21 protein-coding genes are annotated in these 22,798 nt (G+C 61.6%); 8 read left to right on the top strand and 13 right to left on the bottom strand.

The window, feature by feature from the left end; all coding sequences use genetic code 11:
• Window positions 1-83: 83 nt before the first annotated feature.
• Window positions 84-653, bottom strand: coding sequence for a GNAT family N-acetyltransferase (locus AC07W4_RS26135; RefSeq protein WP_008052430.1), 570 nt, complete (start codon window positions 651-653; stop codon window positions 84-86).
• Between the two features lie 78 nt (window positions 654-731).
• Between AC07W4_RS26135 and AC07W4_RS26130 the strand changes: the two genes are divergently transcribed.
• Window positions 732-1,652: a histone deacetylase family protein gene (locus AC07W4_RS26130; RefSeq protein ID WP_495034498.1), complete on the top strand. Its 921-nt coding sequence runs from the start codon at window positions 732-734 to the stop codon at window positions 1,650-1,652.
• 282 nt (window positions 1,653-1,934) lie between these two features.
• Window positions 1,935-3,176: a TIGR03862 family flavoprotein gene (locus AC07W4_RS26125; RefSeq protein ID WP_495034497.1), complete on the top strand. Its 1,242-nt coding sequence runs from the start codon at window positions 1,935-1,937 to the stop codon at window positions 3,174-3,176.
• Window positions 3,177-3,292: 116 nt separating this feature from the next.
• On the opposite strand, the gene rhlE1 is transcribed toward AC07W4_RS26125, so the two are convergent.
• The gene (gene rhlE1, locus AC07W4_RS26120; RefSeq protein WP_495034496.1) at window positions 3,293-4,633 is read right to left on the bottom strand and encodes an RNA helicase RhlE1; all 1,341 of its coding nucleotides are present in this window, start codon (window positions 4,631-4,633) and stop codon (window positions 3,293-3,295) included.
• Window positions 4,634-4,698: 65 nt separating this feature from the next.
• Window positions 4,699-5,631 carry a drug/metabolite exporter YedA gene (gene yedA, locus AC07W4_RS26115; RefSeq protein ID WP_223449047.1) on the bottom strand — a complete coding sequence of 311 codons (933 nt, stop codon included), beginning with the start codon at window positions 5,629-5,631 and terminating at the stop codon, window positions 4,699-4,701.
• Between the two features lie 165 nt (window positions 5,632-5,796).
• Here yedA and AC07W4_RS26110 point away from each other — a divergent pair, with 165 nt between their 5' ends.
• Window positions 5,797-6,249 (top strand): Lrp/AsnC family transcriptional regulator, encoded by a 453-nt coding sequence (locus AC07W4_RS26110; RefSeq protein ID WP_007990688.1) that lies wholly within the window; start codon window positions 5,797-5,799, stop codon window positions 6,247-6,249.
• 130 nt (window positions 6,250-6,379) lie between these two features.
• Here the strand turns inward: AC07W4_RS26110 and AC07W4_RS26105 are convergent, their stop codons facing one another.
• The 3 genes from AC07W4_RS26105 to AC07W4_RS26095 all read right to left on the bottom strand — a co-directional run bounded on the left by AC07W4_RS26105 (window position 6,380) and on the right by AC07W4_RS26095 (window position 8,402).
• Window positions 6,380-6,991, bottom strand: a complete 612-nt coding sequence (locus AC07W4_RS26105) for a 3'-5' exonuclease (RefSeq protein ID WP_495034495.1) — start codon at window positions 6,989-6,991, stop codon at window positions 6,380-6,382.
• Window positions 6,992-7,013: 22 nt separating this feature from the next.
• Window positions 7,014-7,493 carry a LabA-like NYN domain-containing protein gene (locus AC07W4_RS26100; RefSeq protein WP_007990686.1) on the bottom strand — a complete coding sequence of 160 codons (480 nt, stop codon included), beginning with the start codon at window positions 7,491-7,493 and terminating at the stop codon, window positions 7,014-7,016.
• Between the two features lie 120 nt (window positions 7,494-7,613).
• Window positions 7,614-8,402, bottom strand: coding sequence for a DUF2076 domain-containing protein (locus tag AC07W4_RS26095; protein WP_495034494.1), 789 nt, complete (start codon window positions 8,400-8,402; stop codon window positions 7,614-7,616).
• 178 nt (window positions 8,403-8,580) lie between these two features.
• On the opposite strand from AC07W4_RS26095, the gene AC07W4_RS26090 reads away from it, so the two are divergent.
• Both AC07W4_RS26090 and AC07W4_RS26085 read left to right on the top strand, forming a co-directional pair.
• Complete coding sequence (locus AC07W4_RS26090; protein WP_008052423.1) at window positions 8,581-9,255, top strand: YciC family protein; 675 nt, start codon at window positions 8,581-8,583, stop codon at window positions 9,253-9,255.
• Window positions 9,256-9,321: 66 nt separating this feature from the next.
• A complete protein-coding gene (locus tag AC07W4_RS26085) occupies window positions 9,322-10,401 on the top strand; it encodes an endonuclease/exonuclease/phosphatase family protein (RefSeq protein ID WP_495034493.1) in 1,080 nt (359 codons plus the stop codon).
• Window positions 10,402-10,530: 129 nt separating this feature from the next.
• Here AC07W4_RS26085 and AC07W4_RS26080 read toward each other — a convergent pair whose 3' ends face one another.
• The 5 genes from AC07W4_RS26080 to AC07W4_RS26060 all read right to left on the bottom strand — a co-directional run bounded on the left by AC07W4_RS26080 (window position 10,531) and on the right by AC07W4_RS26060 (window position 16,422).
• Window positions 10,531-11,364, bottom strand: a complete 834-nt coding sequence (locus AC07W4_RS26080; protein WP_495034492.1) for an ABC transporter ATP-binding protein — start codon at window positions 11,362-11,364, stop codon at window positions 10,531-10,533.
• Complete coding sequence (locus tag AC07W4_RS26075) at window positions 11,352-12,155, bottom strand: ABC transporter permease (RefSeq protein ID WP_007990681.1); 804 nt, start codon at window positions 12,153-12,155, stop codon at window positions 11,352-11,354. Before AC07W4_RS26075 ends, AC07W4_RS26080 begins: the two co-directional genes overlap by 13 nt.
• Window positions 12,156-12,163: 8 nt before the next feature.
• Window positions 12,164-13,150 carry an ABC transporter substrate-binding protein gene (locus AC07W4_RS26070; RefSeq protein ID WP_495034491.1) on the bottom strand — a complete coding sequence of 329 codons (987 nt, stop codon included), beginning with the start codon at window positions 13,148-13,150 and terminating at the stop codon, window positions 12,164-12,166.
• 389 nt (window positions 13,151-13,539) lie between these two features.
• Complete coding sequence (locus AC07W4_RS26065; RefSeq protein ID WP_495034490.1) at window positions 13,540-14,910, bottom strand: aspartate aminotransferase family protein; 1,371 nt, start codon at window positions 14,908-14,910, stop codon at window positions 13,540-13,542.
• 21 nt (window positions 14,911-14,931) lie between these two features.
• The gene (locus tag AC07W4_RS26060; RefSeq protein ID WP_495034489.1) at window positions 14,932-16,422 is read right to left on the bottom strand and encodes an aldehyde dehydrogenase; all 1,491 of its coding nucleotides are present in this window, start codon (window positions 16,420-16,422) and stop codon (window positions 14,932-14,934) included.
• A 226-nt stretch (window positions 16,423-16,648) separates the two neighbouring features.
• Here AC07W4_RS26060 and AC07W4_RS26055 point away from each other — a divergent pair, with 226 nt between their 5' ends.
• The gene (locus AC07W4_RS26055) at window positions 16,649-17,569 is read left to right on the top strand and encodes a LysR family transcriptional regulator (RefSeq protein WP_495034488.1); all 921 of its coding nucleotides are present in this window, start codon (window positions 16,649-16,651) and stop codon (window positions 17,567-17,569) included.
• A 12-nt stretch (window positions 17,570-17,581) separates the two neighbouring features.
• Here the strand turns inward: AC07W4_RS26055 and hrpB are convergent, their stop codons facing one another.
• Complete coding sequence (gene hrpB / locus AC07W4_RS26050) at window positions 17,582-20,098, bottom strand: ATP-dependent helicase HrpB (protein WP_495034487.1); 2,517 nt, start codon at window positions 20,096-20,098, stop codon at window positions 17,582-17,584.
• Window positions 20,099-20,207: 109 nt separating this feature from the next.
• Here hrpB and pmcY point away from each other — a divergent pair, with 109 nt between their 5' ends.
• Window positions 20,208-20,627, top strand: a complete 420-nt coding sequence (pmcY, locus tag AC07W4_RS26045; RefSeq protein ID WP_008022979.1) for a periplasmic Zn2+ metallochaperone PmcY — start codon at window positions 20,208-20,210, stop codon at window positions 20,625-20,627.
• Window positions 20,628-20,668: 41 nt separating this feature from the next.
• Window positions 20,669-21,565 carry a cation diffusion facilitator family transporter gene (locus AC07W4_RS26040; RefSeq protein ID WP_008052413.1) on the top strand — a complete coding sequence of 299 codons (897 nt, stop codon included), beginning with the start codon at window positions 20,669-20,671 and terminating at the stop codon, window positions 21,563-21,565.
• Here AC07W4_RS26040 and AC07W4_RS26035 read toward each other — a convergent pair.
• Complete coding sequence (locus AC07W4_RS26035; protein WP_495034486.1) at window positions 21,559-22,605, bottom strand: DUF6515 family protein; 1,047 nt, start codon at window positions 22,603-22,605, stop codon at window positions 21,559-21,561. The two genes, AC07W4_RS26040 and AC07W4_RS26035, sit on opposite strands and share 7 nt — an antisense overlap.
• Window positions 22,606-22,798 lie beyond the last annotated feature (193 nt).

The raw sequence follows: 22,798 nt of genomic DNA, 5'->3' as shown, positions 1-22,798 counted from the left end.
CATTGCCGCGCAGCCTTGGCTGCAACGCTCGATTCAGTTTCGGGACTCTACCCATGAGGGCCATTGTAAACGTCCGTGCCGGGTTATCCATGCAAGGTTTGCAGCCATTGTTCGCGGCTGATGCGATACAGCACATGCCGACGCAACGGATGATCGGCTTCCAGTCGCGGGTGATCGAAGTCATCCGCCGGATAATGATGCATGCCGATGGCCTGCATGACTTTCTCTGACGGCAGATTGGTTTGCGTCGTGAAGGCCACGACCTCTTTCAGCGGCAAGCGGTCGAACCCGCAGCGCAGAGCGGTCCACGCCGCTTCACTGGCGTAACCCAAGCCCCAGTGCTCACGGGCCAGGCGCCAGCCGATTTCCGTGGCGGGGGTGAAAGGCGCGTCGAATCCGACCACGTTGAGCCCGGTAAACCCGATGAACTGGCCGGAATCTTTTCGCTGCAAGGCCCAGAGACCATAACCATGCTCGGCGAAATGACCACGGATTCGCCCGATCAATGATGCGCTTTCCAGCCGGCTCAAGGTTGCCGGAAAATAGCGCATCACCTGCGGGTCGGCACACATCGCGGCAAACTCCGGCAAATCTTCATCGCGCCACTGGCGCAACAGCAGCCGAGCGCTTTCAAGTTCCAGTATTGGCTCCATTGCTCCCCGCCCTCCGTTTGCATGCCGCAAGTCTACAACGCTGGTAGGATCCTTCTCTCATTCCTGAATGAAATCATCATGCCGCTCCCGCTGATTTATCACGAAGACTACAGCCCCGAGTTTCCGGCGGACCACCGCTTCCCCATGGACAAGTTCCGCCTGCTGCGCGATCACCTGGTGGACAGCGGCCTGACCCGCGACACGGACCTGTTGCGCCCGGATCTGTGTCCGGCAGAGATTCTCGCCCTCGCCCATGACCCTTCGTATATCGAGCGCTACATGAGTGGCGAATTATCCCGCGAAGACCAGCGCCGCCTTGGCCTGCCCTGGAACGAAGCCCTGGCCCGGCGTACGGTTCGAGCGGTCGGTGGCTCGTTGCTGGCGGCCGAGCAGGCGCTGGAGCATGGTCTGGCCTGTCACCTGGCGGGCGGCACCCACCATGCGCACTACGACTACCCGGCCGGCTTCTGCATCTTCAATGATCTGGCGGTGATCAGCCATTACCTGCTGGAATGCGGCCGGGTGAATCGGGTGCTGATCTTCGATTGCGATGTGCATCAGGGCGACGGGACCGCACGAATACTGCACAACACACCGGAGGCGGTGACCGTTTCCCTACACTGCGAAAAGAATTTTCCTGCGCGCAAGGCCGAAAGTGATTGGGACATTCCGCTGCCCAACGGCATGGGCGATGCCGATTACCTGAAGGTGGTGGACGATGCACTCAACTATCTGCTGCCGCTCTACCAACCGGACCTGGTGCTGTATGACGCCGGGGTCGATGTGCATAAGGACGACGCCCTGGGCTATCTGAAGCTGACAGACGAAGGCGTCGCCGCCCGCGATGAAAGCGTGATGCGCCATTGCCTGGGCCGTGACATTCCGCTGGTCGGGGTGATCGGCGGCGGCTACAGCAAGGACCGCCAGGCCCTGGCCCGCCGTCACGGCATTCTCCATCACAGTGCGCAGCGCGTCTGGCAGTCATCAGGTTGTCATTGAGCTGTGGATGCTTTACCCACAATGCCTGTGGAACTGCCTGTGGATAACCTGAGTGAAAGAGCTTACAGCCCACAGAGCGTATAGCCCACAGAGCGATGGTTGTTTTTTAACCAGACCTTAATGACACCACAACTCAAATGTGGGAGCGGGCTTGCTCGCGAATGCAATCTGTCAGTCAGAATTGATGTTGGCTGACACGCCGCTTTCGCGAGCAAGCCCGCTCCCACATGGGGCTGTGCTGATAGAATGCGCGACTTGTCCCGTCAGACCGCAGCGCATTCCATGACTCAATCCTCGTCAGCCCTCTCCCATAATGTCGCCATCATCGGCGGCGGCCCCGCCGGTCTGATGGCGGCCGAAGTGATGAGCCAGGCCGGGATCAAGGTCGATCTGTACGACGGCATGCCCTCGGTCGGACGAAAATTCCTCCTGGCCGGCGTCGGCGGCATGAACATCACGCACTCCGAAGCCTACCCGGCGTTTCTCTCGCGTTACGCCGAACGCGCCCCGCAGATCGCCCCACTGCTGCGTGGCTTCGGCGCCGAAGCGTTGTGCCAGTGGATTCACGACCTGGGCATCGACACCTTCGTCGGCAGCTCCGGCCGGGTATTCCCCACCGACATGAAAGCCGCACCGCTGCTGCGGGCCTGGCTCAAGCGCCTGCGCGACAGCGGCGTAGTTATCCACACCCGCCACCGCTGGCTCGGTTGGGACGAGCGTGGTGGATTGCGCATCGACAGCCCGGAAGGAGAAAAAACCGTGCAGGCCGATGCCACCCTGCTCGCCCTCGGTGGCGGCAGTTGGTCGCGCCTGGGCTCGGACGGCGCATGGATGCTGGCACTGGAGCAACACGGCGTAGGACTGGCGCCGTTGCAACCAAGTAATTGCGGCTTCGAGGTGCAAGCCTGGAGCGAATTAATGGTCAGCAAATTCGCCGGCGCGCCGCTGAAAAACATCGCCATCGGCCTTAACGACGACGTGCCACGGCTCGGCGAATGCGTGATTACCGCCACCGGGATCGAAGGCAGTTTGATCTACGCCCTGTCGGCATCGATCCGCGAGGCAATCAACCGGCACGGTTCGGCAACCATTCATCTGGATCTGTTGCCGGGCCGGCCTGTGGATAAAGTTGCGGCGGCGTTGAACAAGCCTCGAGGATCACGTTCCATGTCCAAGCACTTGCACAGTCAGTTGGGCATCGATGGGGTAAAGGCAGCGCTATTGCGTGAACTCACGCCTGCCGAAGCGTTTACCGACCCGAACCTGCTGGCCAAATCGATCAAGGCATTGCCACTGATACTGGTGAAAACCCGTCCACTGGATGAGGCCATCAGCAGTGCTGGCGGGGTGTTGTTCGAGGCGATGGATGAACGTCTGATGCTCAAGCAACTGCCTGGCGTGTTTTGCGCCGGGGAAATGCTCGATTGGGAAGCGCCGACCGGCGGCTATCTGCTGACTGCGTGTTTCGCCAGTGGGCGAGCGGCGGGGTTGGGGATGGTGGAATGGTTGAGGCGCCAAGTTTAAAGACCGAGGCGCGCCCTTCGCGAGCAAGCCCGCTCCCACAGGGGATTGGTGCGCAACACAGATCCATTGTGGGAGCGGGCTTGCTCGCGAAGACGGCCTGACAGACGCCGCGATTATTATGGTTTGCGCTTACGCGGCCCGGTATTGAACACCGGCACCTTGCGCACAGGCTTGATCGAAGGTTCCGTCGGCGCAACCTCTCCGCTATCAACCCACCGACCCAAATTGCGTTTACCACCGCCACCACTGGAAGCCTTGGGCTTCTTCGGTTTTTTCGGCTTCTTGACGACCTGGCCACTGGCATCGGTGTCCGGCACACGGTGCTCGGGTTCGAAGTCCGGCTCGTTCTGCCGCTTCAAGGTCTGGCGGGTCAGCATCTCGATGGCCGACAGCAGATTCACTTCATCGGCGCACACCAGGGAAATCGCCTCGCCGGTCGAACCCGCGCGGCCGGTACGACCGATGCGGTGGATGTAGTCTTCAGCGACGATCGGCAAATCGAAGTTGACCACCATCGGCAGGTCTTCGATATCCAGGCCCCGAGCCGCCACGTCGGTAGCGACCAGGATCTGCACTTCACTGGCCTTGAATCGATCCAGCGCGCGCTGACGAGTCGCCTGGGGTTTGTCGCCGTGGATGCCATCGGCATTGATGCCCAGGCCCTGGAGTTTTTCCACCAGCGCATCCACGCCGTTGCGGGTCTTTGCGAACACCAGCACCTGCTTCCACTTGCCCTTGCGCATCAGGTGCACGAACAGCTCCGGCTTGCGCTTCTTGTCCACCGTCACGATCCATTGCTTGACCGTATTGGCCGCGACATTGCGTGGGCTGACTTCGATGGTCAGCGGGTCGTTGAGCATCTGCCCGGCCAGCAGGCGGATGTCGTCGGAGAAGGTCGCGGAGAACAGCAGCGTCTGACGTTTCTTCGGCAGCGCGCGGTAAATGTTCGCCAGCTCCTCGGAAAAGCCCAGGTCGAGCATGCGGTCGGCTTCGTCCAGCACCAGGGTCTGCAACTGGTTGAACTTCAGCGCGTTCTGGCGGAACAGGTCGAGCAAGCGGCCCGGGGTCGCCACCAACAGGTCGACACCGCTGCGCAGCTTCATCATCTGCGGGTTGATGCTGACGCCGCCGTATACCGCGTAGGTGCGCAGCGGCAGGTTTTCGGCGTACTGGCGCACGGCTTCGTGAACCTGCTCGGCCAGTTCGCGGGTCGGCACCAGGATCAGCGCGCGGACCGAGTTGGCGCTGACTTTCGGTCCTTCCATGGCCAGCAGTTGCAACAGCGGCAGGGCGAAACCGGCGGTCTTGCCGGTGCCGGTCTGGGCGGCGGCCATCAGGTCGCGACCGGCCAGCACCGCCGGAATGGCTTGCGCCTGAACCGGCGTCGGAGTCTGGTAGCCGAGCGTCTCGAGGGAGCGCAGCAAGGGTTCGATCAGGCCAAGGGTGGCGAAAGTCATGGGAGTACCGTAGGAAAATTCAGCGCGGTTGTGCAAAACGTGTGTGCAATGCCGCGCAGTTTACCCTAATTCACACGGGATTCTGTCGGTACTGCCGTCGCCACCACTGGCCGCTCTGGCGTGCGACGCCATTGTGGCAAGCCGATCAACACCACGGCACTGATGATCACCGCCATCGCCAGGGCCTCTTCGATACCGATGGTTTCACCGACAAACACGATCCCCAGCAGCACCGCCACCGCAGGGTTGACGTAGGCATAGCTTGTGGCAGCGGCTGGACGCACGTGCTTGAGCAGGTACATGTAGGCGTTGAAAGCAATGATCGAACCGAACACGGTCAGGTACGCCAGCGCGGCCCAGCCTTCGATCGGCGGTACCTTTTCCAGGTGCTCACCGCTGACTGCGCTGGCGATCAGCAACACGACGCCGCCCACCAGCATCTCCACGGCACTGGCCATTGCGCCTTGAGGCAACGGCAGGTGTTTGCTCCAAACAGAGCCAAAGGCCCAGGTCGCCGCTGCAAAAATCAGCAAGGCCGCACCCAGCGGGCTCGATTGCAGGTTGGAACCCAGGTTGAGCATGGCGATGCCGATCAACCCGAGTACGATCCCGGCCCATTCGAGACGGGTATTACGCGCGCCCCAGAAATATCCGCAGAGCAGGGTAAACAGCGGCACCGTCGCCACTGCCAGTGCCGCGACGCCGGAAGCAACGCCGGTGTGTTCGGCCACGCTCACCGCGCCGTTGCCGCACGCCAGCAGCAAAATCCCGATGATCCCCGCAGCTTTCCACTGCGCCCAGGTCGGTGCCGGCGCCCCGCGCCAGCGCAGGAAGGCGTACATCAAGGTCCCGGCGATGACGAAACGGATGCCGGCGAGCAACAACGGCGGCCAGTACTCCACGCCGATGCGGATCACCAGATAGGTCGAACCCCAAATCACATACAAGGCGAAGAAGGCAGCGATCAAGGGTAAGGGAAAGCGACGAAGGCCGGACATGGGGGCAGCTCACAGGCAAGGACAAGTGAACGGCTATTCTAGAAAGGCCAGCGTCGGAAAATAAGTTACAAAACCTGTTTAAAGCGCCGGTACACTTTTCAAAACACGGAGTTCAGCGCTATAAACCGTGTTTTCGAAAGTCGGCCATTTTCAGGAGTCACCCCGATGGATAAGTACGACCGCATGCTGCTCAGCGCCCTGCTGGAAAACGGTCGCGCGTCCTACGCGGACCTGGCGCGCAAGGTCAACCTGTCCGCCCCGGCCGTGGCCGAACGGGTGGCCAAGCTCGAAGCCAGCGGCGTGATCACCGGATACCAGGCGAAGGTCGACATGGCCAAGCTCGGCCTGCCGATCCAGTGCGTGATCGAACTGCGCCTGAACCAGCACGGCAATCAGAAAGCCTACGACGACCTGATCAAAATCCCGCAATTGACCGAATGCCATCGGGTGACCGGCGACCCGTGCGTGATCATGCAAGCAGCGGTGGGCTCGATGCCAGAGCTGGAAGAACTGATCAACCGGATCGCCACGTTCGGGTTCAGCAAGACGTCGATTGTGTTGTCGAGTGCGATAGAAAAGCGGGTGCCGCTGGGGCATATCGAGGGTAACGGCAAATAAACCCAAGACCACTGAAGACCACATGTGGGAGCGGGCTTGCTCGCGAAAGCGGTGTGTCATTCAACAATGATGTTGACTGAACTGGCGCTTTCGCGAGCAAGCCCGCTCCCACAGGGGATTTGCGGTGAATTCAGAATCCGCGATGCCGCTTCAAATGCTCATTGATCTTCGCCGCCGGCACTTTCTGCAACTTGCACAACAAGTCATGGGACAATTCACGCAAGCCATGCTTCTGGAGCAACTCTTCCTCCAGGTGCGCCGTCAGGTTGGCCGCCATCTCGGCATCGGCCATGGCCCGGTGGGCCTTGCCGGTGTGGGGCAGGTTGGCGAAGGTGGTGAGGGTGCCGAGTTTGTGGTTCGGCGCGGCGGGCATCAGGCGGCGGGCCAGCAGCAGCGAACAGGCGAAGTTCTGAAGGCGTGTGCGTTTGATCCGGCCCAGTTCAAAGTCCCAGAACTTCTGGTCGAACGCGGCGTTGTGCGCCAGCAATGGCGTGGTACCGACGAATTCATTGACTTCGTTCATCACCTGCTCCGCCGACGGCGCGGTGCGCAGCATGGCGTTGCTGATGCCGGTGAGTTGTTCGATGAAGGCCGGGACGCGCACGCCGGCGTTCATCAGGCTTTGGTAACGCTCGACGATGCGCCCCTGCTCAAGGATCACCACGGCGATTTCCGTGGCCCGGCAGCTGCTGCTCGGGGAGATCCCGGTTGTTTCAAAGTCGATGACTGCTATGCGTTCCAAACCTGATTCAACTCCGTAAAAATCAATTCTTGAGCAACAACGCGCCTTCGATCGGTACATAGCGACTGGCGGCGCGGATCAGCGAGTTGGCGGTCAGACCCGGCACGCCGTAGGCCACCGCTTGCACCCCGTGTTTGCTGATGATGCGTTCCAGCAGCATGTCGAAATCACCGTCGCCGGAAGCCAGGACGATTTCATCGACATGGTCGGCGGCATCCATGATGTCGAGGGTAATGCCCACGTCCCAGTCGCCCTTGGCCGAACCATCGCTGCGCTGGATGTACGGCTTGAGCTTCACGGTGAAACCGAGGTTGCGCAGGATCTGCTGGAACTGCTGCTGTTTGCTGTCGCCACGGTCGATGGCGTAGGCGTAGGCTTCGACGATCTCGCCCTGTTTGCTGATGTCAGCCCACAGCGCGGCGTAGTTGAAGTGACAACCATAGGCCTGACGCACGGTGTAGTAGAGGTTCTGGACATCGGCGAACACTGCGATTTTTTTCACCGGCTTTCCTCAAGGCTGAATCAGGCACCAGGCCCGAAAAGTTGCCCAGTATGCCAGCCCGAAGGATTGTTCCGCGAATAATCGGCTATGTGGCGAGGGAGCTCGCTCCCTCGCCACAGGTCAGACGAAGGAATCGTCGTCGCCGCCGAAGAACGATGAGTTGTCATCGCTGTAGTCGGCGTCGCTGAACCCGCCCTGATCGTTGCTCCAGGAATCGTTATCGGCCATCCGCTGGTCATCGCCCCCGCCATTGCTGCCCTGGTCGTTGACCTGGGCCGGTTCTTCCTTGATGACTTCGACGACTTCCGGTTGCTGATTGTGATGGAACAGGCTGCTGATGCCTTGTGCCAGCATTACGCCACCCGCCACGCCGGCGGCGGTTTTCAGCGCACCACCGAGGAAACTGCTGCCGGCCGCTGCCGGAGCCTGTTGTTGCGGCGCATAGCCCTGCTGTGGATAGTTTTGCGGCGGGGCGCCGAAGTTCTGCTGTGGCGGTTGCGAACCGAACGACGAGCGTCCCGGCTCACGCCAGCCACCGCTCGACGGCGGTGCGCTCTGGGTTGGCGCGGGTTGAGGCTCGCGAGAGCTGCCGCCAAAGATGCTCGACAAAAAGCCACCGCTACTCGGCGCCGGAGCCGGAGCCGGGGTTGACTGGGCCTTGGCCTGTTGCAGCTCGGCCTGCAACTGCTGGACTTGCCGGGTCAGTTGTTGGTTCTGCTCATCGAGGCTCTTGATCGCCGCCTCTTGCACCAGAATCGCCTGGGTCATGAAATAACCTGCCGCGGGCTGGCGAGTCAGGTGTTCCTTGATACGTGCCTCGGCCTGGGCGTCGCGCGGGGCTGAGTCCGTTTCGGCCTGCTGCAGCCGGGAAAACAGTCCATCGATCAGGGTTTGTTCTTCGCTGTTCATGGCGACCTCGTAGATTGCCGGGAAAATCGTTGCCTTTATCCACTGAGGATAAGGTGCTCGACCTTAATGGAGGCTGAAACAAGATGTTTCAATGACCTTTACCGAACGTTTACGTTTGCGTCCCCCGGCGCTTGATCGGTTAAAGTGAGCCACTGCTTCCAACCTGCGATACCAACTGATGAATCCGTTAGATGTGCTGCGTGACTCCCTGTATTTCTTCAGGCTCAATCTGGGCCAGATCGTGCAGCTGTGCCTGCCGCTGGTGATGCTTGAGGCACTGCTGCAACAAGTGGTCGACCACTCCACGGAGCCGGACAGTTTCCCCGGCATCAGCGTGATTGTCGGCCTGCTGGTGTACCCGCTGTACACCGCCGCGCTGATTCTGTTTCTCGACGCCCGCAGCCGCGGCGAATCGCCGAGCAACCGCGAGCTGCTGTCTAGATCCGCCTACCTGTGGCCGCGCTTCGCCCTGCTGACGGCGCTCAATACCGTGCTGATTCTGCTGGGCCTGTCGCTGTATTTCCTGCCGGGTATCTACCTGATGGTGACCCTGGCGTTTGGCGAATACCTGCTGGTGTTGCGCGGCCTGGCGCCGTTGGCGGCCATGAAGGAAAGCCTGCGCCTGACCAGCGGTCATTTCCTGCGCATCCTGCTGTGCATTCTGTGCGTGATGGGACCGTTGTGGCTGCTCAAGGGCGTGACACTTGCGGCGTACCCCGAACCTCAGAACCCGGTGATCTCACTATTGATCGACAGTGCCCACAGCTTCCTTCAGCTGTTTACCAGCGTGGTGCTGTTCCGGCTGTTCATGCTGATCAACCCGCTGCCTGAGAGAAATGACAACTCGCTCTGACCTTGGGCGCGACCATCGCTCTCGGTTATGCTCGGGAACAAACCTGTAACGCTAATAAGCCGAGCCATGACCCGTCTACTGCGCTACACCCTGCTGGGCCTGCTGATCGTGATCGGCCTGATCATCGTAATGATCTACAGCCTGACCTGGCGCCCCGATGCCAAAGAAGTGTTATCAGTCAGTTGCAATGCCCAGCCCCCCATCCTGGTCCCCGGGCAGGCGCTGAAGGTGATGACCTGGAACGTCCAGTACCTGGCCGGCAAGCGCTACGTATTCTGGAATGACCTGGCCGCCGGCACCGACGAACGCCCCACAGCGGAAGACATGGCCTTCAGCCTCGACGAAGTGGCGCGGGTGATTCGCGACGAACAACCGGACATCGTGCTGTTGCAGGAACTGGACGACGGCGCCAAGGCCAGCGATTACCAGCGCCAGTTCAAACTGCTGCAAGAACGGCTCGCCGACTTGTATCCGTGTGGCACCAGCGCATTCGACTGGAAGGCTGACTTCGTGCCGAACCCGCACATCTTCGGCAGTGTCGGCCGGCAACTGGCGACCCTCAGCCGTTTCCAGATCGAACATGCCGAACGCCTGCAACTGCCCATCGCCTCGGGCAATCCGCTCAGTCGCCAATTCAAACCCAAAGACGCCTTGCTGGTGAGCTACTTGCCGTTGAGTGATGGAGGGCAAATAGCGGTGCTCAATACCCATCTGGACCGCGCCAATCGAGCCGACGACACCTTGCAGAACCAGGTGAACGCCGTGGCCAGGGCCCTCGATAAACTCGAAAGCCGTGGCACGCCGTGGCTGATCGGTGGGGATTTCAACCTGTTGCCGCTGGGCCAGTATCGACGCCTGTCCGACGCACAACGAGCGCCCTACTCCGCCGACAGCCCGTTGCACATCCTGTGGGACAAGTACCCGATGATCCCGAGCAACAACGAAGCCAGTGGTATCGACCGCGAACGCTGGCTGACCCATTACCCGAACGATCCCGGGCTGAACGGCCCTGACCGGACCGTCGACTACCTGTTCTACAGCCCGCGGATCAAACGGGTCGAAGCGATGGTGCGGCAGGACGATACGTTGCGCATCTCCGATCACCTGCCGGTGATTGCGCGGTTCCTGTTGCCCGCTGCGCCCTGACCCTGAGTCAACACAAAACCTGTGGGAGCGGGCTTGCTCGCGAAGAGGCCAGTACATCCGACATCAATGTTGTCTGATACACCGCTTTCGCGAGCAAGCCCGCTCCCACAGGGGCTGTGCAAACCGGACTTAATGCACCTCTTCCAGATCGTCATGCAGCAGCCCGAAGATCTCGCGTTTCATCTCGATGAACGAGCGCTCCATGACCATGTCCAGGTTGCGTGGACGTTCGATCGGTACATCGAGGATCTGCTTGATCCGTCCTGGCCTGGCGCCCATCACATACACCCGGTCACCCAGCAGAATCGCCTCGTCGATGTCGTGGGTCACGAACAACACCGTCTTCTTGCTGTTGCCCCACACCCGCAGCAACAACTGCTGCATTTGCAGGCGCGTCTGGCTGTCGAGGGCGCCGAAAGGCTCGTCCATCAGCAGGATCTGCGGATCATTGGCCAGAGCGCGGGCAATGGCGACGCGCTGCATCATGCCGCCGGACAACTGCTTGGCGTAGTTGTCGGCAAAGCCGCTCAGGCCCACTTCGTTGACGTAGTAGTCGACGATGTCCTTGCGTTGCGCCGCCGGCATGCCGCGCCGCTTGAGGCCGAACTCGACGTTCTGTCGCACTGTCAGCCACGGGAACAGCGTGTAGCTCTGGAACACCATGCCGCGATCCGCACCGGGGCCTTCCACCTGTTGGCCGCCGACGTAAATCTCGCCCGAGGTCGGTTCGGCCAGGCCGGCGGTGAGGTACAGCAGGCTCGACTTGCCGCAGCCCGAAGGCCCCACCAGCACAGCGAATTGCTGGTCCGGCACCTCGAACGACACCTCCTGTAACGCGGTAAAGGTTCCGCCATCGGGCTTCTTGTAACGCAGGCTGACCTTGTCCACTTGCAGCCGTGGTGCATTCACCGGGGCAGCCTGAGGGGCGACAAAACGATGAGTGGCGGCGGTTACTGAGCCCATGCGGTGATCCTCAGACGTAGGAAACGGAACAGTTGATCGGTGACCAGGCCCAGCAGGCCGATGATCGCGATGGCGAGGAAAATCACATCCACCTGGAAGCCACGCATGGCCTTGAGGCTCAGGTAACCCAGGCCACTGGAAGCGGCGACCAGTTCAGCCACCACCAGGTAAGTCCAGGCCCAGCCCATGGTCACGCGCAGAGTGTCGAGTACGCCCGGCAGGGAAGCCGGAGCGATCACGTGCAGCACCGCATCACGACGGTTCGAACCGAGTGTGTAGGAAGCGTTGATCAGGTCCTTGGAGATGCCTTTGGACACGTCCGCGATCATCACCAGTTGCTGGAAGAACACGCCGAAAATGATCACTGATACCCGCTGCTCCAGACCGATGCCGATCCACAGGATGAACAGCGGCACAAAGGAAGTCACCGGCAGGTAGCGAATGAAATTCACCAGCGGCTCAAGGAAGGCCTGGACGATGCGGAAGCTGCCCATCAACAGTCCCAGCGGCACCGCCACCAGGGACGACACGATGAATCCGACCATCACCACTTCGACGCTGGCCCACACATGCTGGCCGAGGGTGCCGTCGCGACCCAGGCGCACGGCGGCCTCGACCACCGCGCCCGGCGTCGGCAGGAACATGCCCGGCACCACGCCACCATAGGACAAGCCGGCCCACAGGCCGACCAACAGCACCCAGGCCAGGCCGCTCGCGCTCCAGATCACCGAGACCGGCAAACCGGTCTTGGGCGTGATGCAGCGGCTCAGCCATGAATTGCGCTTGAACATGCAGCCTCCTAGAGCGGGGTGACGAAGCGGTTGTCGATCAGGTCGTCATTGCTGACGTTGTAGGGCTTGCCTTGCAGCTCGCTGGCGGTCTCGTTGGCCAGTTTGATCAGCGGTGCGCTGTCACCCGGCTTGCCCGGCGAGCCCAGCAGTTTTTCGCTCATGGCCTGATCGTAGAAACGCACGCCTTGTGCTGCGGCTTCCAGCTCCTTCGGATCGGCCAGATAACCGCCGACTCCCTTGACCATGATTTTGTAGGCTTCCTGCGGATGATCCTTGGTGTACTGCACGGCTTTGTACAAACCAGCCACCAGTGCCTTGACGTCTTCCGGCTGTTTTTCGATGACGGTGCAGTTCAATGCCACCACGTCGACGATCACCCCCGGCGTGCTGCTGCTGTCGATCAGCACCTTGCCCTGTTTCTTGTCGCGCACCATCGACAGGTGCGGCTCCCAGGTCACGGCAGCGGGTACACGACCGGCGATGAACGCGGTAGCGGCATCGTCGGCCGTCATGTTCTGCACGGTGATGTCGCTCATTTTCATGCCGTTCTTTTTCAGCAGATACGACAACCAGAACTGCGAGGTCGAACCTTCGTTCACCGCAACGGCCTGGCCTTTGAGCTCTTGCAGGCTCTTGACGTCCTTGCCTACCAGCACGCCGTCGCCACCATGGCTGTCGTCCAGCGCGGCCACGGCCTTGAAGCAGAATTGCGGACGGTACTTGAGCACCTCGTCGATGGTCGACGCCGAGCCGGACAACTCGCCGGAAGCTTGTGCGGCCATGTACATCGCCGCTTCTTCGACCACTGGCAACTCGACGGTCAAACCGTTTTCCTTGAAGTAGCCAAGGTCCTGGGCCAGGTACAGGGTGCCGTAGCCGACCCAGGTGGTATGACCGATGGACAGGGTGCCGGCCTGGGCGCTGGTGGCGACCGTCGCGGCGATGGCGGTGATCGCCAGTGGATGGGCAACGCGCGTAAGCAAGGACTTGATCATGGAGCACTCCCAAAGCTGTTGATTTAGTTTTGTCATGGGCAGTACGGCGAGCCCTGAATCGGCTGCTGCCTGTGGTCTCTGAGGGACCCTTCGGCGGGCAGCATTCGGCGGGCTGGCGAGATCGATGTTGGCCCAAGGGCGGGATTAGGAAAATGAGGAAATATGTGGATGCGAACGATGAAAAAACTGGTTAGCGCGCACTGCTAAAAGGCGGCAATGGCGAGGATGCACAAGCTCAGTGCAAGACATGAAAAATGTGTTGAATCGGCCATAGCATTCGCGGGCAAGCCCGCTCCCACAGGTCATATGTCGTGCCCAAAACCTGCGGCCGACACAAATCCTGTGGGAGCGGGCTTGCCCGCGAAGAGGCCCGCTAGAGCACTACAAAGTCAGAGCCGGCCGTATTCCTGCGCTGTGCGATCCACCGCTTTCAAGGTCTTGGCGATCAGTTCGTCAATCTCCTCACGACTGGCAATCAACGCTGGCGCCATGATCATCCGCCCCAGTGTGGAGCGAATGATCACCCCCTCTTCAAAACCAATCGTACGGCAGCGCCACGCAATGTCGTTCTCGTTGGCAAAACGCTTGCGGCTGTTTTTGTCTTCGGCCAGTTGCAGCGCCGCGACCATGCCGGTGCCCTGGATATCACCCACCAGCGGGTGCTTGCCAAACACTTCCCGCAGGCACTGTTGCAGGTACGGGCCAATGTCGTCCTTGACCCGCGTCACCACGCCTTCATCGCGCAGGGCCTTGAGGTTGGCAATCGCCACCGCCGCCGCCACCGGGTGCCCGGAATAGGTCAGGCCGTGGGCGAACACACCGCCCTGTTCCACCAGCACCGAGGCCATTTTCTTCGACAGGATCAAGCCGCCCATGGGGATGTAGCCCGAGGTCAGTCCCTTGGCGATGGACAGGGTGTCCGGCTCGAAACCGAAGTACTCGTGGGCGAACCATTCGCCGGTGCGACCGAAGCCGCCGATCACTTCATCGGCGCACAGCAGCACATCGTACTTGCGGCAGATGCGCTGGATTTCCGGCCAGTAGCTTTCCGGCGGGAAGATCATGCCGCCGGCACCCTGGAAGGGCTCGGCGATGAAGCCCGCGACCTTGTCCGCACCCAGCTCGAGAATCTTCGCTTCCAGTTGCCGGGCCGCGCGCAGACCGAATTCGGCCGGGGTCAGGTTGCCCTCGTGAGCGAAGAAGTACGGCTCGTCGATGTGCTCGATGTCCGGAATCATGCCGCCCATTTCGTGCATGAATTTCATGCCGCCGAGCGCCGTCGCGGCCAGGGTCGAACCGTGGTAACCGTTCCAGCGACCGATCATGATTTTCTTCTCGGGCTTGCCGAGCACCTGCCAGTAACGACGCACCGTGCGGATCAACACCTCGTTGGCTTCGGAGCCTGAGTTGGTGTAGATCGCGTGGCTGTAGTGACCCGGTAGCAGGCTGAACAGCAGCTCGGACAGCTCGATCACCTGCGGGTGAGTGGTGTGGAAAAACATGTTGTAGTACGGCAGCTGTTCCAGTTGCTGGCTCGCAGCAAAGGCCAGGTCCTTGCGCCCGTAACCGAGATTGGTGCACCACAACCCGGACATGCCGTCGAGGTAACGCCGGCCATCGTTGTCCCACAGGTGCAGGCGTTCGCCACGGACCATCACCCGTGGCCCCTCGTCGTTGAGGGCTTTCTGATCGACGAACGCATGGATGTGGTGCGCAGCGTCGGCGGCCTGGTAGTCGCGGGTATCACGTGGTGTGGTCATCGCCAGTTCTCCGTTTTGTTATCAGCGCAATTGAAACCAGGTGGTCTTCAACTGGGTGTATTTATCGAATGAATGCAGGGACAAGTCGCGGCCGAAACCCGACTGCTTGCCGCCGCCGAAAGGCACGGTCACGTCCAGCGCATCGACGCTGTTGACCGACACCGTACCGGCCCGCAATTGTCGCGCCACGCGGTGGGCGCGGTTGAGGTCGTCGGTCCATAGCGAGGCCGCCAGACCGTAGACGCTGTCGTTGGCCAACTGCAAGGCGTGGGCCTCGTCGTCGAATGGCGTAATCGCCAGCACCGGGCCGAACACTTCGTCGCGAAACAGCGGCATGTCCGGCGTTACGCCGGTGAAAATCGTCGGCTGGATGAAGTTGTCCGAGCCATTGAAGATCGACTGTCGACCGCCACAAACCTTGGTCGCGCCTTGCTGCTCGGCCTGCTGGATGAACTTCATGATGCGCGCGGTCTGACGGTTGTCGACAATGGCCCCGGCTGCGCTCGACGGGTCCAGCGGATCGCCCGGCAACCAGCGTTCGGCTTGGGCCTTGAGGCGTTCGACAAACTCGTCATGGATCGAGCGCTGCACCAGCAACCGCGAGTTGGCCGAGCAGACTTCGCCCTGATTGAAGAAGATGCCGAAGGCGGCTTTTTCCGCTGCCAGATCCAGGTCCTGGCAATCGGCGAACACCAGGTTGGCGCTCTTGCCGCCGCACTCCAGCCATACCTGCTTGAGGTTCGATTGCGCCGAGTACTGCATGAAATATTTGCCGACTTCGGTGGAGCCGGTGAACACCAGGCAATCGACGTCCGGGTGCAGGCCGAGGGCCTTGCCCGTCTGCTCGCCGAGGCCCGGCAGCACATTCAACACACCCGCAGGCACACCGGCTTCAAGCGCCAACTCAGCCAGTCGCAGAGCGGAAAACGGCGACTGCTCGGCCGGTTTGAGGATCACCGAGTTACCGGCGGCCAGGGCCGGGGCGAGTTTCCACGCGGCCATGTCCAGGGGGAAATTCCACGGCACCACGGCAGCCACCACGCCGAGGGCTTCGCGGGTGATGGTCGCCAGTACGTTCTGCGAACTCGGCGCGATCTGGTCGTAGAGTTTGTCGAGGCTCTCGGCGTACCAGCGGAACACACCGGCGGCACCCGGCACGTCGATGTTGTAGGCGTCCGCGACGGGCTTGCCCATGTTCAGCGAGTCGAGCAGCGCCAGTTCCTCACGGTTTTCAAGAATCAAGTCGGCCAGGCGCAACAGCACTTGTTTACGCTCGGTCGGCGAACGTGCCGACCAGGTGCCGGCTTCAAACACTTGCCGCGCATTGCGCACCGCCGCGTTCACGTCTTCTTCGCCGCAGGCGGCAACGTTGGCCAGGCATTGCCCGGTGGCTGGATTGATTGCGGCGAAAGTCTGCCCCGACTGCGCCGCACGGCGCTGGCCGTCGATTACGGCCTGGTCGGGAAACCGCAGGGAAGCGGCCTTGCGTTGCCAATACTCAAGCTCGAACACGTTCGGATGCTCCAGAGGACATTCTTGTGTATTGGATAGTCGCTCAGGCCCGAGCGGTGGAAAACCAGTAAAAATGTGTTCGCAGGCCAAGAAAAAACTACGTAGCCAATCTCCCTTCTGGCGCAGCATGTGGTTATTGTTCAACCACAACAAATCGCTACCCGAGCGGATAGGGGTGGCGCGCAAATTGCCAGGATGCCTGATCCGTTCTCCCCCGAGGTTTGCTGTGGCTGCCTACAATCTGCGTCAACTGAAATACTTCATCACCACCGTCGAGTGCGGCAGCGTCGCCGAGGCCTCGCGCAAGCTGTACATCGCCCAGCCTTCGATCTCCACGGCCATCAAAGGGCTGGAAGACAGCTTCGGCGTGCAACTGCTGATTCGTCACCATGCACAGGGCGTGTCATTGACCCCCAGTGGTGCACGCTTCTACCGCAAGGCCCAGGAACTGCTGCGCATGGCCAAGGAGTTCGAGCAGAACGCCCTGGCCGACAACGACGTGGTGTCCGGTCAGATCGATATCGGCTGTTTCGAAACCGTCGCGCCGCTGTACCTGCCGCAATTGATCGCCGGGTTTTCGGCGTTGTACCCGGGGGTGGAAATCCGCATCCGTGACGGCGAGCAACAAGAGTTGGTGCAAGGCCTGACCTCCGGTGCGTTCGATCTGGCGATCCTTTACGAACACGACCTGGACGGCACCATCGAGACCGAACCGCTGATGCCGGCGCAACGGCCTTACGCGCTGTTGCCGGCCGATCACCGCTTCGCCCAGCAGGCGCAGGTGTCGCTGCGGGACCTGTGCCTGGAGCCGATGATTCTTCTGGATGTGCAGCCGAGCCGGACCTATTTCGTCAGCCTGTTCGATGAGCTGGGCCTGACCCCACGCATCGCCTTCAGCTCGCCATCGATCGAGATGGTGCGGGGCATGGTTGGCCAGGGCTTCGGGTTCTCGATCCTGGTGACCAAACCGCATTCGGAGTGCACGTACGACGGGCAGAAAGTGGTGTGCGTGGACATCGCCGAAGACGTCACCGGTTCCGGACTGGTGGCGGCATGGCTCAAGCGCGGGCAACTGACCAAACCGGCGCAGTTGTTCGCTGACTATTGCCGCGAACAGCTCACCGCCAAGGCTGAACGATCACAGTAACTTCTGTGGCGATTATTTACGGGGTTTGATCCGCGCAGTCGCCTCAGCCACCAGCGGATCATCCGGCCAATAATGTTTCGGGTAGCGCCCCTTCAAATCCTTCTTCACCTCGGCGTAGGTGCTGCGCCAGAAGTTGGCCAGGTCCTGCGTCACCTGCACCGGCCGCCGCGCCGGGGACAACAGATGCAGCTTGACCACTTGCCGCCCTCCGGCGATGCGCGGGGTTTCGGCCAGGCCGAACAGTTCCTGCAAACGCACCGCCAGGATCGGCGGTTGTTCACTGTAATCCAGGCGAATCGACGAGCCCGACGGCACGCTCAAATGATGCGGCGCCAGCTCGTCCAGCCGTTGCGGCAACGGCCATGGCAGCTGGTTGTGGACGATGCTCGACAGGTCCAGATTGGCGAAGTGACTGAGCCGCGAAACCTTGCCCAGATACGGCATCAGCCAGTGTTCCAGGCTTTTGAGCAACGCTGCATCGCTGACATCCGGCCACTCGCTCTCGCCCTTGCCGGCGAGGTCCAGTTGCCGCAACAACGCCACTCGTGCCTGCCACTGACGCAGCTCCGGGGTCCATGGCAACAGCTCCAGACCTTTGCGCCGCACCAGATTCACCAGCGCCTGGCTGCGGGCGCTTTCGTCGAGGCCGGTGAGCGGTTCACGGCTGAGGATCAATTCGCCAACCTTGCGCTGACGCTCCGCCCGCAGCACGCCTTCACGTTCGTCCCAATCCAGTTGATCGACGCAGCGCACCTGCTCGGCCAGCACTGAATCGAAGAGCGTCGGGTCGAAGTCCGTCGCCAGATAAATCCGCTCTTCACGCTGGCCCTGACGACTACCCAGATCGGCGATCACCAGCCACGGTTGCTTCATCAGGCTGTCGGCCTCGGCAAACAGTGCGGCACGTCCGTTGGCCAAGCGATATTCCGCACCACCGGCGCGCCGTTGTTGGGCAACCCGGTCGGGATAGGCCAAAGCCAGCAACGCACCGAGCCAGCGCGGGTGATCCGGATCGCTGACCGGTTCCGAGGCTTTGCCGCGCAAGTAACCACGGTATTGCCGCGCCAGCTGCCGTGCGCGTTGCACGCCACCTTGCGCACCACGTGCGGCGCGTTCTTCGCCAGACAGCAATACCAGTCGGCTGTGCAAGTCCGCCCCGGCACCGCGCAAGATATCTCGCTCGCCGAGCAGCGCCGCGACATCGCAGGCCATGTCCGCCAGACCCAGCACCTGGCCGCGCAACAGCAAATGGGCGATACGCGGATGCGCCGGCAGTTCGGCCATGGCCTGACCGTGACGGGTCAGCGCTTCACCATCGAGTGCGCCCAAGCGTTCAAGCAAGTCCTGGGCCTGCGCATATGCGGCGGCTGGCGGCACGTCGAGCCACACCAGTTGCCCCGGCGTCACACCCCAGCGCCCCAGCTGCAAGGCCAGCCCGGCGAGGTCCGCCGAAAGGATTTCCGCACTGCCATAGGCCGCCAGTTGCTCGTGCTGGTCCTGTGACCACAAGCGATAACATACGCCCGGTTCCAGACGCCCGGCCCGGCCCGCGCGCTGGGTGGCGCTGGCCTTGGAAATGCGCTGGGTGTCGAGACGGGTCATGCCGCTGCCGGGATCGAATCGCGGCACCCGCGCCAACCCGGCATCGATCACCACGCGCACGCCATTGATGGTCAAACTGGTTTCGGCAATGTTGGTGGCCAGCACCACTTTGCGCTTGCCCGGCGGCGCCGGATCGATCGCCGCCCGTTGCGCGGCGAGGTCCAGTTCACCGTGCAACGGACACAGCAGGACCTGAGTGCTTTCGCCCAGAGCATCGGCCAGTTGCTGATGCACGCGACGGATTTCAGCCTGCCCCGGCAGGAACACCAGCACACTGCCGGTCTCGTCGTTCAAGGCGTCGAGGATGGTCTGCACCAGACGCGGCTCGATGAATTCACCGGCCTGAAACGGCCGGCCCCAGCGCATCGCCACCGGGTACATGCGCCCTTCGCTGCGCAGGATCGGCGCGTCGTCGAGCAACCCGGCCAAGCGTTCGCCTTCGAGCGTGGCGGACATCAAGAGGATTTTCAGCGACTGATCGTCACGGAACAGTTCGCGGCCATTGAGGCTCAGGGCCAAGGCCAGGTCAGCGTCGAGGCTGCGCTCGTGAAATTCGTCGAAGATCAGCAGGCCCACGCCCTCAAGCGCCGGGTCGTCCTGCAAACGCCGGGTGAGGATACCTTCGGTGACCACTTCGATGCGGGTGTTGGGACCCACTTTGCTGTCGAGCCGAATGCGATAGCCCACAGTTTCGCCGACCTTCTCCCCCAGCTCACTGGCCAGCCGTTCCGCCGCAGCACGCGCGGCCAACCGGCGGGGTTCGAGCATCAGGATGGTCTGCCCGGCCAGCCACGGCTCGTTGAGCAAGGCCAAAGGCACGCGGGTGGTTTTACCGGCACCGGGCGGAGCTTCGAGCACGACTTCGTGGCGTGTAGCGAGGGCTTCACGCAGGGCGGGTAAAACTTCATCGATCGGCAAAGAAATCATGCTGGCTCCAAAACAGAGCGGCGAGTATAACGGCGAACTGCAAGGCGTTCGTCAGGGTCTTAATTCATACCGACGACGTTTCGTTTCGAGATTACTCAGGAGATTTCATATGCGTGCTCCCTTTCGCCTGATTGGCGGTGTTCTGGTCGCAACCTTGCTGACTCAAGTGACCGCCTGCGGGTCGATCTTCTACCCGGATCGCCGTGGCCAGATCGAAGGCAAGATTGACCCGGCCATCGCCGCGCTCGACGCCGTGGGTCTGCTGTTCTACATCATCCCCGGCCTGATCGCGTTTGCCGTGGACTTCGCCACCGGCGCGATTTACTTCGAGCCGGGTAAAACCGCCCAGGTCGACCCGCAAAAACTCAAGGACGCCATCGGACCCGACGGCAAAGTCGATAACCGCAAGTTGCAGACTATTCTGGAAAGCGAACTGGGCCGCAGCTTCCCGCTGGACGATCCACGCCTGATCCAAAGCAAGGGCAGCGCCCAGCAACTGGCGATGTTCGGCCTGCAGCCCGCCGCGTAATCCCTACGCGCGAAAGGACTCTTCAAGGAACGATGGCCCCTATGACCTCCAGCTCCGAACACGCCCGCCTGCTGCGGCTGGCAACCCGTGCCTCGGTGGCGGTGGCGTGCATCCTGATCGTCGCCAAAGCCATCGCCTGGTGGCTGAGCGGCTCGGTGAGCATGCTCGCCGGGCTCACCGACTCGACACTCGACGGCGTCACGTCATTGCTCAACCTGCTGGCGGTGCATTACGCCCTGCGCCCCGCCGACAATGATCACCGCTACGGGCACGGCAAGGCCGAGTCGTTGGCGGGCATGGCCCAGGCATTGTTCATTGGCGGCAGTGCGGTGCTGATTGCATTGCAGGCTTATGATCGGCTCAAACATCCCGAACCGGTCGGCGCGCCGTGGATCAGTATCGGCGTGATTGTGTTCTCCCTCGTGCTGACCCTGGCGTTGTTGATGTTTCAACATCGGGTGGTCAAGGCCACCGGCTCCAATGCGGTGCGCGCCGACTCCCTGCACTACCGCTCGGACATGCTGCTCAACGGCAGTATTCTGATCGCGCTGGTGTTGGCCGGGTTTGGCCTGCATCAGGTCGACCCCTGGTTTGGTCTGGGAATCGCCGCCTACATTCTGTGGAGCGCAGTGCAGATCGCCCGGGAGAGCTTCGCGGTGTTGATGGATGAAGAACTGCCGCCGGAGGTCAGCCAGCACATGCTGGAATTGGCGTGCAGCGTGCCCGGTGTGCTGGGTGCCCATGACCTGCGCACGCGGATCTCCGGCAACCAGTGGTTTGTGCAGTTGCATCTGGAGTTGCCGGGGGAGCTGACGTTATCCGTTGCCCACGGCATCAGCGATCAGGCTGCCGCGGCGATTCACAGCGCCTACCCGCGGGCCGAAGTGCTGGTGCACGCCGACCCGCAGGAAGTGGTCAAAGCCGCCCGGGATCAGTAAGTCACCTGATAACCGCGACTGCTCAAGCAGTTGCCCTGGGCCTGTCGGTAGGCTTGCACCACCGACGGATCTGGCTGGTAGGTGGCGGTTCGTGGATCGAAACCACTCTGCTGCACCGCGTATTGATAACACTCGTAGCCATCCCGACTGACCTGCTCCGGCGACTGACCGTTGGCTGGATACGCCTCCACGTCATAACCACTGTTGCCGGCTGGTGGTTGCGACTGCGATTGGCCAACCGGCGGCTCGACCACAACGTAGTCCTGAGTGCTTTCCTGATAGGCGTAATACGAACCGGCCGCCACGAATAACAGCACCCCGCCTATCCACACTTGCTGGGCGTAATCGGGCAGGTATCTGACGCGAATCCCGCGCGGCGGCTCTACCACCTCATAACGGGGGCCCAGCGGGCGATACCAGTAGCCACCGGAATAGTAGTAGTCCATGCCACGGTAAGGCACGCGGTAGTTGCGCTCGGGGAAGCGGTCGATCACCTGGCCGGGGCGATACCTGGGGCCTGGTCCCCAGCCGTAACCATAGCCACTCGGGCGCCCCTGCCCGTGATTGTCATAGGACGGTGCGACTGTGTAGCCATTCCAGCGCTGGTTGTAATCGTTGCGACGTGGATGGTCCTGGTAGTAACCGCGCTGCGGCTGCTGGGTCTGGCGCACGGTGTCGGGCCGGGGCTGGATTGGCATGTCAGTGGCCGGCATCTGCGGCATAGGTAGCGGCGAGCGCACCTGGCTGTTGAAATCCGGCGCTGGACGGTTCTGCCTCTGGTCATTGTTCTGACGTTGATTCTGGCTGTTGTGATCGTACTGGCGGTTGTCGTTTTTCTGCGCACGGGGCTGGTTCTGCGGCTGGCCGTTTTGCGGATGCGGCTGGTTGCTGCCATGGCCCTGGTTATCGCCCTGATGCCCATCCTGGCCGTGTTGCCCGCCATCATGGCCACGGTTTTGCGGTTCATCGGCCATCGTTTGCACGCAGACACTGACACACAGCAAACCAACACCGGCCAAACGCCAGATGCGCGATTTCATGCTTTACCTCATTGCGGGTAAGGGCCTGTACGTAAGACTGGGAAAGCGCTGGCCGGTTCTGCGACAGATTATCTGTCACGCAACTTATTTATTGAGGCCTGCGGGTCAAATTCCACTGTCTAGTCCTGAAATAGGTTTACACCTGTTTCACCCTAACGCCCGATGCACCGCATCGGGCGTTTTGTATTTCAAA

The organism is Pseudomonas sp. GW821-FHT02A08, assembly GCF_059422045.1.
The sequence above is the reverse complement of the archived record's forward strand: the minus strand, read 5'-3'. Positions and strand labels throughout refer to the sequence as shown.